Raw genomic sequence first — 17712 nt, 5'->3', positions numbered from 1 at the left:
CGCTCCCTTCCGTTGTCACACGGGTATTTCAAGGAGATCCGTGTGCGCAAGGGTGTGATCGCTTCCTCGCTACTGGCCATGACAGTCACGCTTGCCGGATGCGATTTTCTTTCCGGATATCGTGATAAGGCGGAGGCTCCGGCCAGTATCGATCAGCTGCACTGGGACGATACGGCCGTGCGGCAGCTGCGCGAAGCCATCGACCGGCGAGCCCTACATGGCCTTGATCGTATGCGGTTCGCGGTGGGAGGCCGGCCCGGCAGCGTGGAAGGCGATCAGGCGCTGACGCAAAGTGCGCTGCGCTATGCCTCGGCATTGGCGCGCGGTGCATCTGATCCTGCGAAGCTTTACGACGTCTACACGGTCCCTCGCCCGAAGCCCGACTTGCTGCGCGGACTTGCCACAGCGCTGGAGGCTGGAAAAGTCGGGGGCTGGATCGACAGTCTGGCACCGCAGAACCAAGAGTATCGCAGCCTTTCCAAGGCCTATCTTGCGCTTCGTAGAAAGGATGGCGCGCCGGCTCCTACAATCCCCGACAAGAGCGAGCCCCTGCAGCCCGGCACCACTGACGCGCGCATTCCCGCGATTGCGCGTCAGCTTGTCGCGTCTGGCTATCTCGATCGCACCGCGGCGCAAGGCGAGCGCTACAACCCGGCGATGGTCCGGGCGGCCCAGCGCATGCAGGCCGATTACGGGATCAAGCCCGACGGCCTGATCGGCAGCGATGCCCTGGAAGTCCTCAACCTGTCCGACGCCGATCGCGCGCGGGCCATGGCGGTTGCAATGGAGCGCATGCGCTGGCTCGATCGCAAGGCGCCGCCCACGCGCATTGACGTCAACATCGCCTCCGGGCGGCTGATCTACTGGCGTGACGGAAAGGTCGCCGACAGCCGCAAGGTCGTGGTCGGCGAGCCGGAGAACGAGACACCGCAACTGAGATCGCCGATCTACAGACTTGTCGCCAATCCGACGTGGACCGTCCCGCGCTCGATCGAGAGAAAGGAGATCGCGGGCAAAGGCGGCGTCTACCTGCGCCGCAATAACATGGCGTGGAAGGACGGCTGGATCGTTCAACAGCCCGGACCGGAAAATTCGCTGGGTCTGGTCAAGTTCGACATGAAAAACGAGCATCGGATCTACCTCCACGACACGCCCGCCAAACACCTGTTCCAGGAAGTCCAGCGGCAGCGCAGTCATGGCTGCGTGCGAGTGGAGGATGCGCTGGGCTTCGCCGAAATGCTCGCGCGTGACGAAGGCGTTCTCGAAGAGTGGCGACGCGCTCGTGCGACCGGCAAGGAAACCTTCGTCAAGCTGCCGCGCGAGATCCCTGTCAGGCTCATCTATCAGACGGTGATCTTTGGCGAGGACGGCGAGCCGGCGATACGGTCAGATCCGTACGGCTGGAACGACCGCGTCGCGACCGCTCTCGGCTTTCCACCACGTCAAGCCTACCGGCTGCGGACTTCGGACAGTGATATTGGGCCTTGATGAGATCGGTCACTCCCTCGCTGCGTGCGTGTTGCCGAAACCCACTGTTCATTCAGATTCTGACTTTCGCAGATCCACATATACGCGGCGCCCGACCAACCTGCTGCGCGTCGCGAAGAATGTCATTTTCGACCAGCGGATGATGCAAAACCGATGACTATCTGGCAGATGGGATCGGCTGTCCCTGCGGCGGCGGCAGTTGCCGGGTTCCGGTTCTCGGGACATCGGCCTTCGGAGTATCGGCCAGCATGACTTCCCGAGACGTCACAGCCCTGCGCGCGTTGCGCGAAGAAGAGAAGCCCAATAATGTCGCCTGGTCGGACACGGCCTACCGGCTGTTCTTTGGTGCGATTGGATGGCCGTGGCTCTTGCGCAGCTTGTGGGGAGGCACGCAGGCGAGCAAGCGCAAGCTTCTTGAACGCGTGCACCTGCCCGAAGATTCCCTGCCAAACCTGGGAAGCTGGAAGGCCGATACCCGTTTCCTCCACCGTATTGTCGATGCGATCGAGGATCTGCGCCCCCGGGTCGTGGTCGAACTTGGGGCGGGGGCATCGACGCTGGTATGTGCCAAGGCGCTGGAGCTTAACGGCGGCGGCAAGCTTGTCAGTTTCGACCAGCATGCGCAGTTCGTGTCCGCGACCGGCCAGTGGCTGTCCGACTTCGGCGTATCCGCGGATATCCGGCATGCGCGGCTTGGCGCTTGTATCGACGACTGGCCAGGCACCTGGTACGAACTGTCCGACGTCCCGCATTCCATAGACCTGCTCATCATCGACGGTCCGCCCTGGGCGGTGCATCCTTTCGTCAGGGGTGCGGCCGAGTGCCTGTTCGATCGCCTTTCGGATGGCGCTATCGTTCTCCTCGATGATGCCGCGCGGCCTGGGGAACGCATTGTCGCCAGGCGCTGGAAGAAGCGTTGGCCCCAGATTGCATTTACACATCTCGCAGGCGGGACCAAGGGTACGCTCCATGGCCGAAAGCGGACCGGCAAGGTCCTGGCCTTCCCGGACAGGACCAGCGCGGGGGGGCGCACCGGGTGGCGCCGCGCCGCGGCGGCTGCCGCGCTGCTGGCCACCGGTTGGACCGGGCACGATATACTCGGGGACCTGTCGAAGCAGGCGCAGGCCGCAAGCTTCATCGACGAAGCCGATGCCTCCTATTCCGCCAGTCTGGCGCGACAGGCAATGCACTCGCAGATCGAAAGCACGTTGCTGGATCGGGCCGAGATAGGCAGATCGGTAGGTCTCGCTTTACCCCCTGTCCCACCGGGTTGGCGGGTGACGGATGTCCAGGTCTATCCTTCGGACTATGGCAATTCGGTGGCTCTCGTTTTGCTGACCGACAGACAGGAGCGTGTCGCGCTCTATGCACAGCGGGCGGAGACCCCCGCCGAGGCCATTCCGCTATCCGAGAGACGCGAGGACCGGTCCCTTGCCTACTGGGAAAGCGGTCCTTTTGCCTATGCCCTGACCGGCAAGCTGCAGCCGGAACGGATGCTGCTGCTCGCTTCGAAGATGGCCGCGAAGCCGCAGTGAATTGTGAAGGAAGAGTATGAAATCCCGTAAGAAACGGGTAGAGTATCGATCGATTGGACGGCACGCGCCGACATTCATTCCGTCGAGATCGGCTGAACCGAGGCCGCCCGGTTCCGAAGGCTCGTCAAGGCTTACGAGCGATATGCCCAAACGCTCGCCGGCCCACCTCGTCGCCTTCGCAAACGCTCATTACCAAACAGGTTGCAGCCCTTGTCGCTAGTCCATAACAGCCTCTAGGCGGGCAGCTTCGTTCGTCCCAGAAGTCGCAGCACACAGTTTCTGCCGGCGCGCATGAACGGATAGACCATGCGCGATACCGTGCGAGACCGAAACAACCTGCCGTTCAGCTTGTTGAACCAGGATTGACTGCCGCTCAAAAGCGCCATGATGTTCAGCGCGTCCGCTCCATGATAATGGGAACCGCAGTAGTGGAAGACCATTCCCTCATTGAGATCCATGCCCATGGCTTGAACCTTGAGTACTTCGGGCCCGCCCTCGCGTGCATCGATCAAACGAACCGGACCGACGCTTTCGCGAAGGCGCATGAGCTTCACGTAGGCTGAGCAGAAGGGGCACTCACCGTCGTAGATCAGATAGGTGGCGTCGGCAGCGCCATCGGTGGAAGCCCCTGCCTCCGGTGGCCGCGAAGCCGAATTCATCCCGCGCTCGCCTTCGCCAGTTCCGCCTGACGTTCCGCGCTCTCCGGTATCCATTTCACGTAGATGAGCGCCGCGGTCCAGGGGACGAACACCAGGTACAACGCGGTCCACTGCCAGAACGGCGCTTTGAGCATCAGATATATGCCGACATGCATGACCATTCCGATGGGCACGTAGATCCATTTCAACTTGGGAATCAGGAGCGAAAGGAAGAATGTGCTTTGAAAGACAAGTACATTCCATTGCCCGATCAAACTCGGCCAATGGTGCTGGCTCAGCCACAGGCCTAGAAGCGAATTCCAGCGCAAGCCATCCATTGCGAGATAGTATTGCAGCGTGATCCCATTCGCCCATTGAAATCCGCCTATCGCCAGCTTCGAGTACGATGCTGACAGGTACATGAGACCGAACAGCCACTGAATGACCAGGATCGGCCACTTGGCCTCCCTGCTCGTACTCATGAGCTGTTGCTGAAAACTGCCGCGCTTCAACCACGCGTCCAGCGAGATCGCCGCTCCTGCGGGAGAAAGAGCCAAGACTCCAAGTGCGATCACCATCGCGGCCTCGGGGTGATGTATGTCGCCGTGCGAAAGCGCCCAGAGCTGAACAAGGGCGACCCCTGCGGCGAACAGGAAAAGACTGAATCTGGTCCAAAGACCAACCAGTGCGGCAAAACCAGCGATAAGCGTTGCGACCTGGATGGTCTGCATCTCCCAAACGGAGAAGTTGTGCCCTCCCAGCAAGGCAACGACTGGCCTGAGAAAAGGCAAGGGCTGATAGTACGAATCCGGCAAATCGCCAATTTTCCTCAGACTATCCAGCCCATAACGGCTGTCGAACAGCATGAGCCCCAGTTGGGTGCCGACAGCGATGATACGGAGAATGGCAAGGTCCAGCAGTGGCCCCTCGCGAAACCAGTATCTGTTCCATTTCTCAGCCAGCGAAGCAGCCATCATCGCAGAACCTCGTCGACGTCTTCCCTTCGGACCACGGAGATCGTGCGCTTCGGCACCGGTTTCGGCCCCTCTCTGGTAATAATCATCGGGTAATCTTCCACTTGAAGCTCTGTAAAAGTGGGATACCGATCAACTACCATTTCCAGAATGGGTCTGATGTTCTCCAGTTTATGATCCCGCAGCGGGCGCGCAAAACGGCGCTCATATCGCCAAAAATCTATCTCGAGATCCGAGACTGGATCAACATAGTGGCGCCTTCCATCCCGGGTGACCGCATAAATGCGGTGCTCAACATTTATTCTCTCCCCTTCGAAATGTGCCTCCGCATACATGGGGTACCACATGAAGGGAAAAAATCGATTCGCGTGACCAAACGACGCCACCAATTGAGCGCCAAGAACCAAGATTATGATTAAAGAAATCAATCGGAAGCGATACTGCTCGATCTGCAAGCGCATTTCGGTCACCTTCGCGATCGAGCACAGCCCGGTATAAGCCAATATATCATAGCGTGTAACTGGTGCAACTTGCACTTAATCGGTCCACATTGAGTACCCTCGTTGCTTTTATTGCACGTTTGCTTCCAGCCATCCTTGACGGAGCAGGCAGTGAGGCGGCGGTCCGCGGCATCATCGCTCGGCGTGCGCAGTGCCAGTTCTTGCTTCACTCTGGACTGCCTGGCACCCTTGGACTTTCGCCGGATGCTGCCAACGAAATACGTGGAATTCGGGAATCCGGGGCGGCCCAGGCCGCAATCTGGCCTTGATGAACTCCGCCATGGGTTCATCCATGAAACCGAATTGAAGCCATCTTCGCGCCGGAATCACCAGAACGCCTCTGCTGGTGCACGATACGACGCGCGCCAGATCATCCACGTCTTCGAGGACGGGCCGGCCGTTCCGGACGTCAATCGTAAAGCCGTTCCGCGCGGTCGTGACCGAGGCGGGGGGAAGGTACATGCCGAAGTTCGGCGTTCCCAAATAGAACTGGGTCCGCAGTTCATCCACGCTGACCAACACCGCGCCCTCGTTCATGTCACGGCGAAGAACACCCAGCCTGTCGCTCCAGTTCGGATCGGGCGGATTGGCGAAGGTGCTTGCGGGATCGCGCGCGAAACGGATCGCACCTTTCGCGATCAGTTTCGGGCTTTCGACAAGCATCTTGTTAACGGCGGTCGCTGATATCGCGCATAGGACCAGAACGAGCGCCGTTATCATACCCTGCCACCGCTCACCCACGCGCAGGCCCGTGAAGCATGCGAGTTTTTCGACAATCTGGACGATCGCCGGCCGAAGCCAGGGCACGGCGGCGGCGAACGCCAGGCCCCACAGGGCGATGAAGAAGGGGAATGCATAGGATATGTAGCGGTCAGCCTTCATTCCACCGAACGAATGCACGACCAGAGGCACAAGCCACATGACAAGGCAGTAGGCGGCGAGGCGCGGGTACCTCGACAGCGCCAGGATCGAGGCGACTGGTATGAGATACCAGAACAGGCGGTAATCCCGGCTGAGAAAGATATGATAGTAGAGATAGTTGGACTTGTTTTTCTCGGCCCAGGGCTCGGCTTCGAGTAGCATGGGCAGGGCAAGATATCCGACCACGGCCGCCCCCGCCGCCGCGATGGCGACCAGCACCAGGATCAGGTTTCGCGTCTTCGCGTCGGCCAGCATTGCGCGGGTGCGCTGCCGCGTGGCGAGGTAGAGGACAAGGAATAGACCCATGGCGCCGGCCGCGATCATGGTGGTGACCTGCAGCTGCGCGGCAAGCGCCAGGCAGGCAAGCGCCAGCAGGGGAAGCCAGACCTTTCTTCGCGAGGGTTCCAGCAGGAACCGATAGGCCATTGCCGCGGCGACCAGCACAAGCAACGCCTGGAGCGAATAGAAACGCGCGAAATCGGATGACCGGATCGCCAGTTCCGCGAAACACAGGAGAAGCGCGCTTAGCCAGGCTGCGGTCCGATCAGCCGATCTGATCATCCAGACGAACAGCACCGGCACCATCAGTGCGCCCGCGATCACGGCGGGAAGGCGCGCAAGGAAGACATTGGTTTGCCCGAAAGCCTCGAAGCTTGCGCCAGCCAGAATGGTGTAGACCCAGGCGCGTGAATAGCTACCGTCGCCAAAGCGAAAACTGCCATCTTCCGCCCATGACGTGGCGGCCAGGATATGGAATATCTCGTCGGTATGGAGCGGCATGGCCGCGCTGCAGAGAATGCGTACCAGCAGGGCCGCCAGGAACAGGGCCAGAGCCCATAAGGCCGTCCTAGCGCCCCGGCGCGGTGTCTGATGGGATCGGACAGCGGTTTCCATATATGCGTGGCCCTAAGCGCGAGCTGCGGAAATGAGGCGAAACATTTCGACGAGTGCGGCTCTTCCCTTCTTCGTCACCGACTGGACTGCGATGCTGAAGCCGTAGGAGCCGGCGATGGCTATCGGGACGACCAGGGCTCCGGAAAGATGCTGGCGGACAACGAGGACGAGACACCACGCCAGAATGCCGCCGAGCAGGGTGGGGAGGATTGCCGCATACAAGTCCCGAGCCGTTACCGGTGAGCCGCGCGTGCACCAGTAATAGAGCGCCGGGATCGTGACGACCTGACTCAGGAAATAGGCCTTCGCGACGCCCACCGGCCCCCACGGGAGGCCGATCAGGAAGGCGCCGATGGTGACAGGGGTCGAACAGAGGCCCCATCGAAACATTTCCCTGGTTCGGCCCGAGCTGATGAACAGCCATCCTGTGGCATTGGAAACCGGCTGCAACACGGCCGCCAGACTCAGCCAGAAGAATATCGGAATTGCGTCTGACCAGCGCGCGCCGAAAAGCAGCGGTATCACTATATCGCTGCACATGGCGACAGCCATGATGCCGGGCACCGAGCAAATGGAAAGCGCCTGTATCGACAACAGGAACATCCGGCGATAGCGGGCAGGTTCATCCTGAACGCGCGCCAGCGCCGGCAGGATAACCCGCGCCAACGGCGAATTCACCTTCTCCAGCGGAAACATCATCAGCTTGTAGCTCCGGTCATAAAGACCGAGTGCCGACGAACCCCACACTTTCGCGATCAGGACGTTGTCGATATTTTTTCTGATGAAATTGAGGATATTGAAGCCGGTGAGATTGGCGCCGAATTTCACCATGTCGCGCGCGCTGCCCCACACGATCCTGCGAGACGGGCGCCAGCGGCCGATACGCCAAACAAGCACGGTATTGACGATGGCCCCGCACAACGCCCCGAGCCAGAGCGCCCAGTAACTTCGAAGCCAGATCGCGAAGCCTACCGTGAACGCCAGATTGGCCGCCGCCACCGCCACTTCGACGAAGCTGAGCGCGCGGAACCGCATGGCCCGGTTGAGCAAGGCCGTGTGCTGCAGGGTCGTGCCGGTGAGCAGCACCGTCAGCGCGCTGGCGGCCGTTATCAGCGCGGGTCGCTGGTCTCCATAGAACAGCCCGACAAGCGGGGCGATCGCCAGGAAAACGAGTGCGATCGCGGCGGAGGCCGCCAGATTGTAGAAGAACAAGGCATTGGTCTGTTCTTCCGTGATCGTGCGGGCCTGCACGACCGCCTGGTTCAAACCCAGGTTCTGGAAGATCAGGATGAAGCCCGTAATCGGGGTCGTCATGGCGATAACGCCAAAGTCCGAGGGGCTGAGCAACCGGACAACCACGACGATGGATGCCATCGACAGGAACAGCTTCAGCCCTTGGGCGACGCCCGAGTAGGCGGCGCCGCGTGCCGCTACTTTTCCATAACTGCGCTTGTCGGGTTCGGGATTCCTTGCCGCCATGGAGGGGCCGTCGGCTTCTGATACGGAATCCATCGGCAACCTTCCATTCGCCAACCCCGTCCGCATGATAGGCCAATACCACTTCATCTCCATGAAATGATTATGCCCTTTCTCGTGGTGGACTGGCATAGAGGCCGCGCAAGCGTTCGCCCTGGGTGACGGCGTTGAACTCTGCCAGGACCACGCGCCTCCCCGCCGTGCCCAGGCGAGTCCCGAGATCGGGCTTATCCGCCAGACGCTCCATGGCGGCGGCAATTCCGGATGCATCATTTTCATCCGCCAGGAGACCGCTCGTTCCGTCCTCGACGAGTTCGGGAATGCCGCTGTGCCTTGTCGATATGACCGGTTTCCCCATGGCCATGGCCTCCATCAGGACTACGGGAATGCCTTCCATGTCGCCATCCGCCGCCGTTCTGGATGGCAGGACGAAGACATCGGCTTGTTTGATCGCCTCGAGCGCGCGTCGATGGCTCAACGCCCCCCGAAAGATCGCGACGTCCTCCAGCCGACCAGCTCGAGCCTGTGCTCTGAGACATTCCTGCAGCGGCCCATCTCCCACCAGTTCCAGGCGGATCGCCAGTTCGGGGCGACTCTTGCGCAGCAGGGCCAAAGCCTGAAGCGCGATCGCATGGCCCTTCTTCTCGACCATTCGGCCAACCATGCAGAAGCGAACGTGCTCCGCGCCGTGGGGGCGCGATTCTTCGAAGACGCGGGAATCGATGCCCATGTGGTGCACCCGAATTCTGGCTGGATCCGCGCCAGCGGCCCGCAGCCTTTCGGCCCAGATCGAATTGACCGTGAGCAACAGGTCACCGCGCCCGAACAACGGGGCATAGTAGCGGCCGAGCGGCTGGTAGGCTTCCTTGCTGACGTCGTAACCGTGGAAGGTGGTCACCAGTTTCGCCCGCCAGCGACCCAGCCGCAGGATCAGGGCGGCGAGGCGTCCGACATTGCCGAAATGGCAGTGCACGACGTCGGCTGCCCCGATGGTTTCCGCCAGCTGGAGCGCAAGCAGTAGCACCCCCAGGCTCGCGTGCCTGCCCTCCGTTGGAACCAGGAAGACCGCCCGCGGCACGAGAGGCAGCAGCCGCGGCCTCCGCATGAGCAGTCGCAGAATTGCCATGGCGCGCGCCTTGCTCTCGCGCGGCATATCGAGATAGGTAACGCGCGGCCGGATCAAAGGGTCGACATCTTCGAGCGGAAAGTCTGCGGTGGCCTTGGCGCCAAAAGCAACCACGCCGATATCGGCGCCGGCCCGAAGGTGATCGAGGATCTCGTTGGTGACGAAAGTCTGGGACCGCACCGGAAAGCGCCGAACCAGATAGACCACTCTCGGACCAGCTTTCCCCCCAGGGACTGCGGATGGCCCGGCGATTACCCTGCTTGCTCTCAAGGGGGCGTCATCGGAGCCCGCCCGCGCGGCAACAGGGGACTGGCCGTGGTCGGGTTGCATCAGGCGCGACGCGGCTCGGTCCCCAATGTGACCAGCAGCACCTCCCAGCATCCCGCCCCGAAAAGAATCATCAGCAGTGTGGAAAGTCTGGCGCGCATGAACAGGGAACATCTCGTGCCAAGCATGGTCTTGAAGCGGCGTGCGGTATCGATCGTCAACGCCGCCCACCAATGCAGGGGATTGCGGCGGTCGCGATGCGTCATCATCCGGCCGCCAATCACCCGACGAGCCTTGGAGCACAGTTCCCGAAGAGACGCCCGGGCCGGGTGGACCACCACAGCGTCAGGGGCATAGAGGATCGGATGACCCGCCGCCTTGAGCCGCCGGGTGAGGTCGAAGTCACCGCCGGACTTGAGGTCGTTCCTGAAGCCTCCCACCTGCCGGAGCAGTTCCGTGTGACTGAACCAGTTGGCGGTGCAGGCCGCGCCGCGGGCAACATTCCGCTCCTGCTTGAAGGCGAAAATGCGCTCATAGGTGTCGCACACCGGGGACGATGCCAGAAGATCCTCCGCGGAAAGCTCAATTCGGCCAGCCACGACGGCATAGCCCGGATGGCCATCGAGTGCCTCAAGCCCTCTTTCAAGCCAGGTTTCGTCCACGGCACAATCCGAATCGGTAAACGCGACGTATTTGCCCCTTGCCGCGGCAAGGCCCAGATTTCGCGCCGCATAGGAACCCGGCCTGGTTTCGATCAGTACGCAAACCCCGGCAGCGCGAGCGGCCTCGACTGTCGAATCGGTGGAGCCGTTATCGACGATGATGATCTCATAATCGGTCGCCGGCAGAGTTTGTCTCTGAAGGGACCTGACGCATCGCTCGATATCCGCTGGCCGATTCCAGACCGGCACGATAACGCTGACCCGGGGGGGAGTGGTGAACGCCATTTCGGCATTGCCGGCCGCATTCTCCACAGAGACGTATCCGGGCCTCATATCTTCCCGCATACTGATATACTCCGACAGGCTGATCGCCGCGCCGAGCATTTAACACCGTCTTAAAAGTGAAAAACTACCGGTGCTGCGATTCGCGGAATGACGATCAGAAACATTACTCGAGACCGAATTAAAATCTCGAACAAGGGAAACAGAAATGTTTCGGTTATATTTCTGTGTGCGACGCCTGTAGTTATAGAACAATCAGTAGCGTGGCGTTTTGGCGTTCATCAACCTCGATGCCAGGGACTCAACCCGAATATCGAATCAACACGACGCGCCCGTAAGGCGTATCCTTCCCAGGTTGTTAAGCATATTACCCGAAAGAGGTATGCGCCCTGCCCGGGAAGCCCCGGATGCGTTCGACGGAAGATGCATTTTCAATTGCGCGAAACCGATTGCTTCGGATATTCGGACCAGACCGGGGCACGCAACCTCCCGGTCAGGCGGTTCGCCCAAGCGTTGCCTTTCGGTCCGGTTTTCTCGGACAAAGGCATTATGGACGGTGTGGTGGACCAACAGATCGATGCCTCTCCTACATTTGCAGAGCTGGTGCGGGTCTTCGCGCGTATCGGCTGCCTGAGCTTCGGCGGGCCGGCCGGACAGATCGCCTTGATGCACCGCGAACTGGTCGATGAGCGCGAATGGGTAAGCGAGGAGCAGTACCTCCATGCGCTCAACTTCTGTCATCTGCTGCCGGGGCCGGAAGCCCAGCAGCTTGCGACGTGGATAGGATGGAAGCTGCACGGATGGCGCGGCGGGTTCGCAGCGGGCCTGCTTTTCGTGATCCCCGGTGCACTCGTGATCCTGGCACTGTCGATATTCTATGTCCTTGCGGCGCGGCTCGACTGGTTCGCGGCCTCGTTCCTCGGAATCAAGGCGGCGGTGCTGGCAATTGTGGTGCAGGCTTTGCTGCGCATCGCCGGCCGAGCGCTGGACACCGGCTTCAAGTGGATGCTGGCAGCACTCGCATTCGTGGCCCTGTTCTTCTTCGACCTGCCGTTCCCGCTGGTCGTGCTCGGTGCCGGCGCAATCGGCATGGCAGTTGCCCATGCCCGCCCCGAATGGCTGGCGGTCAAGGCCAGCGGATCTGCCCCTGTCGCAGGCGCGAGACCCTGGAGAGATTCGATCCGGGCGGTGCTGATCTGGGGACTGATCTGGGCCATGCCGATGGCACTCGTGCTCGTCACGCTCGGCGAGGGGCATGTCCTGTGGAAGATCGGCGCCTTCTTTTCGCAGCTTGCCGTCGTCACCTTTGGCGGGGCCTACGCCGTTCTTGCCTACATGGCGCAGGAAGCGGTGCAGGGCCATGGCTGGGTTTCGGCGGGCGAGATGGCCGATGGCCTGGGTCTTGCGGAAACCACTCCCGGCCCGCTCATCATGGTCACCCAGTTCGTCGGCTACCTTGCCGCCTTCCGCGCGCCCGAGCCGTTCACGCCGCTGGTGGCGGGACTGCTGGGGGCCGTCCTCACGACCTGGGTAACCTTTGCGCCCTGCTTTCTGTGGATCTTCACCTTCGCGCCGTGGATTGAACGGATGGAGCATGCCCGGCGGCTCAGGAGCGGGCTCGCGTCCCTGACCGCCGCCGTGGTCGGCGTAATCGCCAACCTGACCTTGTGGTTCCTGCTCCATGTGCTGTTCGGCCGGGTTGGCGAAAGCCACGTCGGACCATTGCGGCTTTACGATCCTGACTGGTCCAGTCTCGATTGGAGGGCGGGTCTGCTGGCGGTGCTTGCCGCTGTCCTGATCTTCCGCTTCAAGTGGAATGTCATCAAGGTGCTCGGTTTGGCCATCATGGCCGGACTGCTGCTGGGCTTAACCGGGTGAAGCGCGACAGAGAAAATCGTAAAGTCGACCTTCTGCAATGATCCTGGAGTTCAGGGAGGAGTTGCCATGAAGCAAGCCATCCACCGCTTATCGAAAGCGGTTGTGTTACTCCTGGCATTCGCCGAGCTCGGCAACACGAAGCCGTCGTCGCCGACCGATCTCTACAGCGATCTGTTCGTCGCGGTGCAGGAACGCCGCATCTTCGACGATAGCAAGACCTTCGCCGATGCGGTGCCGCGCAAAGCGCCCGATAGCATCATGGCAGACTATCGCGCCAAGCCGCCGAAGGATGATGCAGCGCTCAAGGCCTTCGTGCTCCGCCACTTCCAGGTTCCGGGCGTCAACGACGCAGCGCGGACCAGCTTGCGCGACCATGTCCGCGCGCTCTGGCCGCACCTCGTCCGTCAGCCGGCGCCCGTCGTGCCCGGAGAATCGCGTATCGCGCTGCCTAAGCCCTACGTCGTGCCCGGGGGCCGTTTCCGCGAGATCTATTACTGGGACAGCTATTTTACGATGCTGGGGCTTGCCGCTGATGGCGAGGACGAGCTGGTGGAATCCATGCTCGAGGATTTCACCAGCCTGATCGAGCGCTTCGGTCATATCCCCAACGGCACCCGAACCTATTATCTCAGCCGCTCGCAACCGCCGTTCTTCGGGCTGATGCTCGATATCTCGAAGAACCCCGATAGGGCCGTGCAGGCGCGGCGTTTGAAAGTGCTTCGCACCGAATATGACTTCTGGATGACCGGGGCAGATTGCGCCCGGCGCGAAAGCGCATGCTTGCGCGTCGTACGCATGCCCGATGGGAACCTTCTAAATCGCTACTGGGACGATCGCGACCGTCCGCGCGACGAAGCCTTTGCCGAGGACCGGGCAACCGCGAGGGCAGCGCCAAGGCGCCACGCGCAACAAGTATATAGGGACTTGCGCGCCGCCGCCGAGAGCGGTTGGGATTTCTCGTCACGCTGGCTTGCCGATGGCAGGACCCTCGCGACCATTCGCACGACGGACATTGTCCCTGTTGATCTCAACGCCCTGCTCTGGGCGGTGGAGAAGCGCATCGCCGACGGTTGCGAGCGGGCAAGCGACACTGCCTGCACCAGAAACTTCACTCGGCTGGCGGCCCGGCGCAAGGCGGCGGTGGACCGCTTCCTCTGGCAACCCGGCAAGGGGTACTATGCGGACTGGCTGATCGAAGAACGCGAGCCCACGACCACACTCTCTGCCGCAACGCTTTATCCGCTGTTCGTGGGCATGGCCGGGGCGAGCCAGGCACAGGCGGTTGCCGATATCACACAGACACAACTACTCGCGCCCGGCGGCCTGCGAACCACTCGGAAACGTACCGGCCAGCAATGGGATGCTCCCAATGGCTGGGCGCCGCTTCAGTGGATCGCGATCACCGGCCTAAACCGAAATGGTCATGAAGGTCTGGCCCGGACAATCGCTTCGCGCTGGATCGCGACCGTTGCCGGCACTTATGGCGAGACGGGCAAGATGTTGGAGAAATACGATGTCGAAGAGCGGTTGCCTGGAGGCGGCGGTGAATATGAGCTGCAAGACGGGTTCGGTTGGACCAACGGCGTCGCCAGCGCGATCCTGGATCGCTACCCCCAGCTGTCCGCTCCTTCCGCACCAGACAATGAGTAGACTCGTTGCGATAGGCGATCTGGAGCGTTCGGCCGGCATGGATCCATTCGCGGGTCCGGGCCATGTCCACCCGGTCAGCGGACGTGTCGGGATCCCCATCGCCGGCTCCATCACGGGTTTGGTCGCGCGAAAACCTCGCTCTATTGGAACGCAGTGATTGCCCATCAGTTAGGTTTGCAGGCAGCGCAAACCGCGCCTGCTTTGGAAGGAGAGTCCCTGTGGGTGAACTGAAAGACAAGGCTAAAGGCAACCTCAACGAGGCGGCCGGCAAGATCAAGCAGAAGAGCGCCAACCCCAAGACGCGCGACGAAGGCCGAGGTCAGGAGCTGAAAGGCAAAGGCCAGCAGCTCAAGGGCAGGATAAAGGGTGCCCTAGGCGACGATATCTGAGCAACTGCGGGGCCTAGAGTGCTTCCGACTTTGATTGCATAAAAGCCGACACTCTATGCATTCGTTTTACGGTGATTTCCTGGTCTACAGGTGACTCCACCTGCTTCGAAATCACTCTGGCGCATCCGTGGGCCCCCGTCTTTTTAGGGAGCGCGCGATGTCCCGAGGGCTCATCTGATCATCATCTTACGCCGATGTCGAAGTTGCCGAGATGATCGCGGGGGGCAGACGACTGGGTGCGCTGGTTTGCGGCCAAGATGGCAGCATATGGTCCTCATCCGGACATCGGCATGCAAGCGGATGCTTGCCAGCCGGGCAGGTCAATCGCTGAGCTTTTACCGGGCGATTGCTCGCCGGAACGATCGAACAGTTATCAGTTTCGGAACTGAGAAGTTCGGCGAGCTATCCGTCCCTTGGATATCGCAACTGGCCCGCGAGGTTTAGCAGCCTCGCGCATGCCAGCAATGGCAGTCACGGCCGACATTGTTGCCGTTCCCGCTGCCTGAACCGTTCTTCGAAACCCGCCGCCTCTCACTGGACTGGATAGACGTTATCGGGAAGGCGATTTCGATTTTCGGTGCTTATGTGTTGCGAATGGTTCTGACTAGCATTAACGGAACCCGAAATCGAATGCAGCATCAGGGGGCAGTTCAGTGAGTCTTTGGAAATCGGGTGTGAGCCGGCAAGCGATGGTGATCGGCGTAGCGCTGTGGTGCGCGCCTGCCATGGCGGAAGAGGCCGATAGCAGCGGTCGCATCATCGAAAGCATCGTCGTCACGGGCACGAAGGCGGACACGCTCGACATCGGCGGCTCGGTCCAGCGGCTCGATACCGCCGATCTGGAGACTTTCTCCTACAATGACGTCAACCGCATCCTGAGGCAGGTGCCGGGCGTCTATGTTCAGGAAGAGGACGGTTTCGGTCTGCGCCCCAATATCGGTATCCGCGGTTCAGGCACCGACCGCAGCGCGCGCATTGCGGTCATGGAAGACGGCGTGCTCATCGCACCGGCGCCCTATGCGGCGCCCGCCGCCTACTACTTCCCGCGCGTGGCCCGCATGGCTGGCGTCGAGGTCGCCAAGGGACCAGCGGCGATCAAGTATGGCCCGATGACCGTCGGCGGCGCGCTCAACCTCTTCTCGACCCCGATCCCCGAGGTCGATGTCGGAACGGCGGCCGGCAAGGCCGAGCTGCTGGCAGGCAATCATGACGGCCGGCGCGCGCATGGCTGGGTCGGCGGCTGGGCGCCGCTGGGTGGCGGGCTTGAGATCGGCGCGCTTGCCGAGGGGCTCTACGAGCATTCGGACGGATTCAAGAAGCTCGACATCGGCGGCGACACCGGCTTCGAGATCACCGACTGGACGGTGAAGCTGGGCCTGCGCTCGACCGACGGCCGGCATGCGCTGGAGTTCAAGTACCAGAATTACGACGAGACCAGCCACGAGACCTATCTGGGCCTCACCCTCGCCGACTTCGCGGCATCACCCTACCGGCGCTACAACGGCAGCAAGGCCGATGTGATGAACGCGAAGCACAAGACCTACCAGTTCAGCCATCGTTTCGACATCTCGCCCGATGTGAACCTGACGACGGTTGCCTACCGCACCGACACGGCGCGTGCCTGGTACAAGCTCAACGATGTGCGCAACACCGCCGACACCGGCTGGGTGTCGATCAGCAGCGTGCTCGAAAATCCCGACGCCAATCCCTTGCAGATAGCCGACCTGATCGGCGCCGACGGCTTCACCGGCCGCGCGGGTGCGCTGCGCGTGCGCAATAACAACCGCGTATATCAGGCGACGGGCGTGCAGAGCGTGCTGACCGCGGGTTTCGATACCGGCGGGATCAGCCATGTGCTCGAACTCTCCGCCCGCTATCATGAGGACGACGAAGACCGCCTCCAGCAGGATGACCACTATCAGATGGTGGATGGCCGGATGGTGCTGACCTCGGCGGGCACGCCGGGAAGCCAGGACAATCGTATCGGGGATGCCAAGGCCTGGGCCTTCTTCATCCGCGACACGATCGAGGCAGGGCCGCTGACGCTCGTACCCGGCCTGCGCTACGAGACGATCGACCTGCGGCAGACCCGCTGGGCGACGACCGATCCCGATCGCTCGGGCGCGACTACGGTCGCCAAGTCGAATGTCGACGTCTTCATTCCCGGCATTTCGGCGACCTGGCGCATGGCCGACGCGGTCCGCATCGTGGCGGGCGCGCATCGCGGTTTTGCCAGCCCCGCACCCGGATCGACCGTCGATCCCGAGACTTCGTGGAACTATGAAGCGGGGGTCAAGCTGGGAACAAATGGCTGGCGCGCAGACCTTATCGGCTTCTTCAACGACTATTCGAACCTGGTCGGCACCTGCACCGCCTCGACCGGCGGCAACTGCAACATCGGCGATCAGTTCGCCGGCGGCAAAGTCGACGTCAAGGGCATCGAGCTGAGCGCCGGACGGACGCTCGGCAGCATCGCCACGAACGGTTTTGAGGTGCCGGTATCGTTCGCCTACACTTATACCGACGCGAAGTTCAAAACGAGCTTCGTCAGCGGTTATGAGCCCTGGGGCACGGTGGCGGCGGGCGACCACCTGCCTTATATCTCGAAACACCAGATGACCGTGAACGCTGGACTGGCGACGAAGGCTGCGCGGCTGAATGCGACGCTCAACTGGGTCGGCAAGGCGCGCGCCACTGCCGGACAGGGGCCGATCGTCGCGTCGGACCGAATCGACGATCGCGTGCTCGTCGACCTGTCGGCGGAGATCGATCTGCATCGCAATGTGTCGCTGTTCGGCACGGTGCAGAACCTGTTTGACGTCGCCTATAATGCCGGCTTCTCCCCGGCTGGGGCACGGCCGGGCGCCCCGCGCCTGGCGCTGGGCGGCATTCGCGCCCGGTTCTGACGTCAATTGGAGCTACCGGGCGTCGCCGGCATAGTCGACGAACATCCTTTCGCCGCCGGCATGGCTCTGGCGCATCACCAAGGGCAGCCGACCTTCCCAGCGGCGGAACAGATCGCACCAACGGCT

The 17712-nt window shown here is 61.7% G+C and carries 13 protein-coding genes; 6 read left to right on the top strand and 7 right to left on the bottom strand.

Translation table 11 applies throughout. The features are described from left to right. The first annotated feature begins 42 nt into the window (after positions 1-42). Together IEX32_RS17100 and IEX32_RS17095 are read left to right on the top strand one after the other, a co-directional pair. Entirely contained in the window at positions 43-1488 is a 1446-nt protein-coding gene (locus IEX32_RS17100) for a L,D-transpeptidase family protein (RefSeq protein WP_229736451.1), read from the top strand. A gap of 248 nt (positions 1489-1736) precedes the next feature. Continuing rightward, on the top strand, positions 1737-3023 hold the full coding sequence (locus IEX32_RS17095; RefSeq protein ID WP_188772759.1) for a class I SAM-dependent methyltransferase: 1287 nt from the start codon (positions 1737-1739) through the stop codon (positions 3021-3023). A 233-nt stretch (positions 3024-3256) separates the two neighbouring features. Here IEX32_RS17095 and IEX32_RS17090 read toward each other — a convergent pair whose 3' ends face one another. The 7 genes from IEX32_RS17090 to IEX32_RS17060 all read right to left on the bottom strand — a co-directional run bounded on the left by IEX32_RS17090 (position 3257) and on the right by IEX32_RS17060 (position 10826). Further along, positions 3257-3682, bottom strand: a complete 426-nt coding sequence (locus IEX32_RS17090; RefSeq protein ID WP_188772758.1) for a DCC1-like thiol-disulfide oxidoreductase family protein — start codon at positions 3680-3682, stop codon at positions 3257-3259. Further along, the gene (locus IEX32_RS17085) at positions 3679-4635 is read right to left on the bottom strand and encodes an HTTM domain-containing protein (protein ID WP_188772757.1); all 957 of its coding nucleotides are present in this window, start codon (positions 4633-4635) and stop codon (positions 3679-3681) included. Before IEX32_RS17085 ends, IEX32_RS17090 begins: the two co-directional genes overlap by 4 nt. After that, entirely contained in the window at positions 4635-5096 is a 462-nt protein-coding gene (locus tag IEX32_RS17080) for a hypothetical protein (RefSeq protein WP_188772756.1), read from the bottom strand. The genes IEX32_RS17085 and IEX32_RS17080 overlap by 1 nt, the downstream gene beginning before the upstream one ends. A 171-nt stretch (positions 5097-5267) precedes the next feature. Next, positions 5268-6836: an ArnT family glycosyltransferase gene (locus tag IEX32_RS17075; protein WP_188772755.1), complete on the bottom strand. Its 1569-nt coding sequence runs from the start codon at positions 6834-6836 to the stop codon at positions 5268-5270. A gap of 126 nt (positions 6837-6962) precedes the next feature. After that, the gene (locus IEX32_RS17070; protein WP_188772754.1) at positions 6963-8462 is read right to left on the bottom strand and encodes a lipopolysaccharide biosynthesis protein; all 1500 of its coding nucleotides are present in this window, start codon (positions 8460-8462) and stop codon (positions 6963-6965) included. A gap of 67 nt (positions 8463-8529) precedes the next feature. Beyond that, on the bottom strand, positions 8530-9759 hold the full coding sequence (locus IEX32_RS17065) for a glycosyltransferase (protein ID WP_188772753.1): 1230 nt from the start codon (positions 9757-9759) through the stop codon (positions 8530-8532). A 122-nt stretch (positions 9760-9881) separates the two neighbouring features. Next, entirely contained in the window at positions 9882-10826 is a 945-nt protein-coding gene (locus IEX32_RS17060; protein WP_188772752.1) for a glycosyltransferase family 2 protein, read from the bottom strand. 486 nt (positions 10827-11312) lie between these two features. Between IEX32_RS17060 and chrA the strand changes: the two genes are divergently transcribed. From chrA to IEX32_RS17040, 4 genes are all read left to right on the top strand, one after another. Continuing rightward, complete coding sequence (gene chrA / locus IEX32_RS17055; protein ID WP_188772775.1) at positions 11313-12641, top strand: chromate efflux transporter; 1329 nt, start codon at positions 11313-11315, stop codon at positions 12639-12641. A gap of 66 nt (positions 12642-12707) precedes the next feature. Beyond that, positions 12708-14291, top strand: a complete 1584-nt coding sequence (gene treF, locus IEX32_RS17050; protein WP_188772751.1) for an alpha,alpha-trehalase TreF — start codon at positions 12708-12710, stop codon at positions 14289-14291. 218 nt (positions 14292-14509) lie between these two features. After that, positions 14510-14680: a CsbD family protein gene (locus IEX32_RS17045; protein ID WP_188772750.1), complete on the top strand. Its 171-nt coding sequence runs from the start codon at positions 14510-14512 to the stop codon at positions 14678-14680. Between the two features lie 674 nt (positions 14681-15354). Then, complete coding sequence (locus IEX32_RS17040) at positions 15355-17586, top strand: TonB-dependent receptor family protein (protein ID WP_229736449.1); 2232 nt, start codon at positions 15355-15357, stop codon at positions 17584-17586. The last annotated feature ends 126 nt before the right edge of the window (positions 17587-17712 follow it).

The sequence above is a fragment of the Novosphingobium endophyticum genome, from assembly GCF_014640675.1.
GTDB lineage: Bacteria > Pseudomonadota > Alphaproteobacteria > Sphingomonadales > Sphingomonadaceae > Novosphingobium > Novosphingobium endophyticum.
The sequence above is the reverse complement of the archived record's forward strand: the minus strand, read 5'-3'. Positions and strand labels throughout refer to the sequence as shown.